Origin of the sequence: Nocardiopsis sp. MG754419 (genome assembly GCF_018207095.1) — a bacterium.
Lineage (GTDB): Bacteria > Actinomycetota > Actinomycetes > Streptosporangiales > Streptosporangiaceae > Nocardiopsis.
In genome coordinates, this window is the sequence record NZ_QOCZ01000261.1 from 1 (window position 1) to 3,721 (window position 3,721).

The window sequence follows — 3,721 nt, forward strand, 5'->3', positions numbered from 1 at the left end:
CCGGGTGGTTGCACCACTACAATCACCACCGGTTCCACACCGCGAACAGCGGCCCTCCCGCCTCCCGCGTACCTAACCTCTCAGGTCAGTACACCTAGGCCGTGCCGCTTCCTCGCCTTCGCTTCGCCTCGCCCCGCCGTCGGGCGACCGACGGCGGGGCGAGAGCCTTCGGGGCCCGCCGGCACCCGAACCGCACCTCCCACGTGGTGCGACACGCGGGATCGAGGACCGGTGGGCGGGCGCCGCGCGGGACGGCGTATGACGGTTGTCATGCGCCGACCCGTGTGGATCGCAGCGAATTCCGGTGATTCCCACGACTGCCGGACGCGGGCCCCCGGATCTAGGTTCGAGACATGAACCGCGAAGACGACCAGTCACCCCCACCGGCCTCCCCGCAGCCGCACGAGGCACCCACCGTGCCCCCGGTCGCCGGTGCGGAGCAGGAACCGCCCCAGGCCCCCGGCGCCAGCCCCGCCGGGGCGACCGCACCCCGGCGTCGACGCGGTCCGCGCCCGGTGCCCCCGGGTGTGGAGTACCACCGTGTCCTCGCCCGCGAGAAGCGCGGGATCTGGCGGGGCATCGCCGCCCTCACGCTCCTCATGGTCGGCATGCTCGTCTTCGCCTTCGGGTTCGCCTTCCTCGGCATGTTCGTGGACCTCGCGCTGGGCCGGCCGGGTCCGATGAACGGCGGCGGGTTCACGCCGGTGGCCATGGCGGCGAGCCTGCTCGGACTCGTCCTGCTCCTGCCGTGGAGCATGCTCGTCCAGCGGTGGCTCTACGGCGTGCGGGGCGCCTCGCTGCACTCGGTGCGGTCGCTGTTCCGCATGGAGGTGTTCGGCCGGTCCCTGCTGGTCGTCCTGCCGATCTGGACGGTCTACCTGACCGTCTTCACCCTGTTCACGCCCTACCCGACGACGGCGTGGGCGGCGGCGGACCTCATCGCGATGTTCGGGATCGTGGTCCTGCTGGCGCCGTTGCAGTCCGCCGGTGAGGAGTACGGCTTCCGCGGGCTCGCCTTCCGGGTGGCCGCGAGTTGGGGGCGGGGACCGCGCACGGCGCTCGTGCTCGGCGTGGTGGTGTCGAGCCTGCTGTTCATGGTGGCGCACCTGGCCCTGGACCCGTGGCTCAACCTCTACTACTTCGTCTTCGGGGCCACTCTGGCGCTGATCACCTGGCGCACGGGAGGGCTCGAACTCGCGGTGGTCGTCCACGCGGTGAACAACACGCTCGCCTTCCTCCTCTCGCTGACGATGCACACCGATTTCGAGGAGGGGATGGAGCGCACGGTCGGCGCCGGGTCGGCGGTCATGCTCCTGCCCTGCGTGCTCCTGGTGGGGATCACCGCGGTCGTATGGTTCCGCACCCGGGACACGGGTCCGGCGACGACCCCCGCGGAGCACCACTCCGAGCCCACCGCGACGTCGGAACCGGCGCGGGGGACCGAGCCTCGCTGAGCGGTTCCGGGCATGACGCAAGCGCCGGTGTCGACGCGGTGTCGGCATCGGCGCGCTGTGTACGGAGAACGCTGTGGGGCCGCCGGTGTGCGCGGGACACCCACCTCGCGTCACCTCTGTCGGCGGAACGCGATCGGGGCCCGGAAGGAGCCGGGACACGATCACGGACGTCTCTGCGGGCAGGCCGGCCGGGGGCGGCCACGGAACCGCCCGGAGGGTGGATGACGGACGTCCCGAACACCGAGGTTCGGGCACCGTCCGGCCCGGTGCCCACCAGACCCTCTTCTCCCCCTGTTCGGGGGCCGCGACCAGCGGTTACTCGGCGGCGGAGCCGGCGGTGGCGGGCACCCTCATGCCGCGCTCGCGACCGTAGTCGGCGAGCATCTCGCGCAGCTGGCGGCGTGCGCGGTGAAGCCGGGACATCACCGTGCCCAGGGGCGTGCCCATGCGCGCGGCGACCTCCTTGTACGCGTAGCCCTCGATGTCCACGAGGTAGATGACCTCCTGGAACTCCTCCGGGAGTCGGGCGAGCGCCTGCTTGATGTCGGAGTCGGGCAGGTGGTCCAGGACCTCGGTCTCGGCCGACCGCATCCCCGTCGAGGTGTGCGTCTCGGCGGCGGCCAACTGCCAGTCCTTGATCTCGTCCGTGGTCTCCTGGCGCGGCTCGCGCTGCTTCTTGCGGTAGCTGTTGATGAAGGTGTTCGTCAGGATCCGGTAAAGCCAGGCCCTCAGGTTGGTGCCCGCACGGAACTGGTGGAAATTGGCAAAGGCCTTGGCGAATGTTTCCTGGACGAGGTCCTCCGCGTCGGCCGGATTGCGCGTCATGCGCAGGGCCGTCGGGTAGAGCTGATCTCCGAACGGTGTGACCGCGGTGGCGAAGTCGAGCGTCTGCCCCTCGTCCTGGGTCTCACCGGCCGTGGAGATCTGATCTTTTTCGAGCGTCGTCAAGATTCCCCCTCGGGACGACCGGAACGATCACTTCCACACTGTTAGACGCAGCTTCACCTTCCCAATGATGACATCAATCAACGTGATGAGGGTCACGGGCCTACCGAATCCATAGCCAGTCCCGTTAAGAGTGCGGTAAATGTCCAGCGTGGCGCCTGGACGGCCCGCCCTCACCGGTGGGTGTCATACGCTGGCGTCGCCACCGGCCGCGTCCCGCGCGCCGCGCACGGTGGACCCAATGGCATACCCGTTTTTCCTGTGGAGGACCTGTGGCCCGCGTCGTCGTCGACGTCATGCTCAAGCCCGAGATCCTGGACCCCCAGGGTCAGGCCATCGCCGGAGCCTGCTCCCGCCTCGGTTTCGAGGGGATCGAACAGGTCCGCCAGGGCAAACGCTTCGAGGTGGAGGTCGAGGGCGAGGTGGACGAGGCCAAGCTCGCCGACGTGCGCCGCCTGGCCGAGACCCTGCTCGCCAACACGGTGATCGAGGACTTCGAGGTGCGCCCCGCCTGATCCCTCCGCGGCCCCTCGGACCCGCGACCGCTCCCACGGCCGGACCCCGCCGGCGGAGGGCCGGGCGGTACCGAGGCCCATCGAGCGGAACCCGATGCCGGAAGTGTCCGGCTTGTTCAGCCGTGCCCCCTGAGGGCGCGGCTGTTCGTTTTACTCGGAGCCCGCTCGGGAAGGCTTCCTTACGTGCCGAGCCGACCACCCACGGAGCACGAGAGGTGCACGAATGGACACCGTATTCTCGATCTCCCTCCCACGAGAGGCGTACACGGTCGCGATCGTCCGCGACATGCTCGGCGCCCTCCTGCGCAGATCCGGTCTGTGCCAGGAGTGCATCGACGACATTCTTCTGTCGGTGTCCGAGGCCTGTGCCAACGCGATCGAGCACGGCGGGCACTCGGAGACCTTTGACGTGGAGACGGAGTTCGCGCCCGGCTGGTGTGAGCTGCGCATCTCCCATAGCGGGAGGGTTCCGGACATGGCGGGCCTCGCCGACCGGTTCACCTCTCCCCACACGCCCCTCCCGGGACTGGAATCGGAATCGGGGAGGGGCATCTTGTTGATGCGTTACCTCATGGACGAGGTCGCCTTCAGCGGCGAGCCCCGAACCACGGTCATCCTGCGCAAAAGGGCCACGTCCTGTGACCGGGCCGGCGACGCGACCACCGGGGAGGACGCGTACTCACGCTTCGCCCTGATCTAGCGGGCGGGCCCGGGGCCGCCTCCGTTCCACCCGGCGCCCCCACGACCTTCGACCCCGCACCCCGTGCACCGTCCGCTCGGGGTGCGGCGGACGTGACCCCTCCCGAC

Annotated in this window: 4 protein-coding genes; 3 read left to right on the forward strand and 1 reads right to left on the reverse strand. The window is 69.8% G+C overall.

The window, feature by feature from the left end:
- Positions 1-353 precede the first annotated feature (353 nt).
- Positions 354-1,454: a CPBP family intramembrane glutamic endopeptidase gene (locus DSY14_RS27275; protein ID WP_211719475.1), complete on the forward strand. Its 1,101-nt coding sequence runs from the start codon at positions 354-356 to the stop codon at positions 1,452-1,454.
- 315 nt (positions 1,455-1,769) lie between these two features.
- On the opposite strand, the gene DSY14_RS27280 is transcribed toward DSY14_RS27275, so the two are convergent.
- Positions 1,770-2,402, reverse strand: coding sequence for a sigma-70 family RNA polymerase sigma factor (locus DSY14_RS27280; protein ID WP_211719476.1), 633 nt, complete (start codon positions 2,400-2,402; stop codon positions 1,770-1,772).
- Positions 2,403-2,671: 269 nt separating this feature from the next.
- Between DSY14_RS27280 and purS the strand changes: the two genes are divergently transcribed.
- On the forward strand, positions 2,672-2,914 hold the full coding sequence (gene purS, locus DSY14_RS27285) for a phosphoribosylformylglycinamidine synthase subunit PurS (RefSeq protein WP_017606999.1): 243 nt from the start codon (positions 2,672-2,674) through the stop codon (positions 2,912-2,914).
- 223 nt (positions 2,915-3,137) lie between these two features.
- A complete protein-coding gene (locus tag DSY14_RS27290) occupies positions 3,138-3,614 on the forward strand; it encodes an ATP-binding protein (RefSeq protein ID WP_211719477.1) in 477 nt (158 codons plus the stop codon).
- Positions 3,615-3,721: the final 107 nt, after the last annotated feature.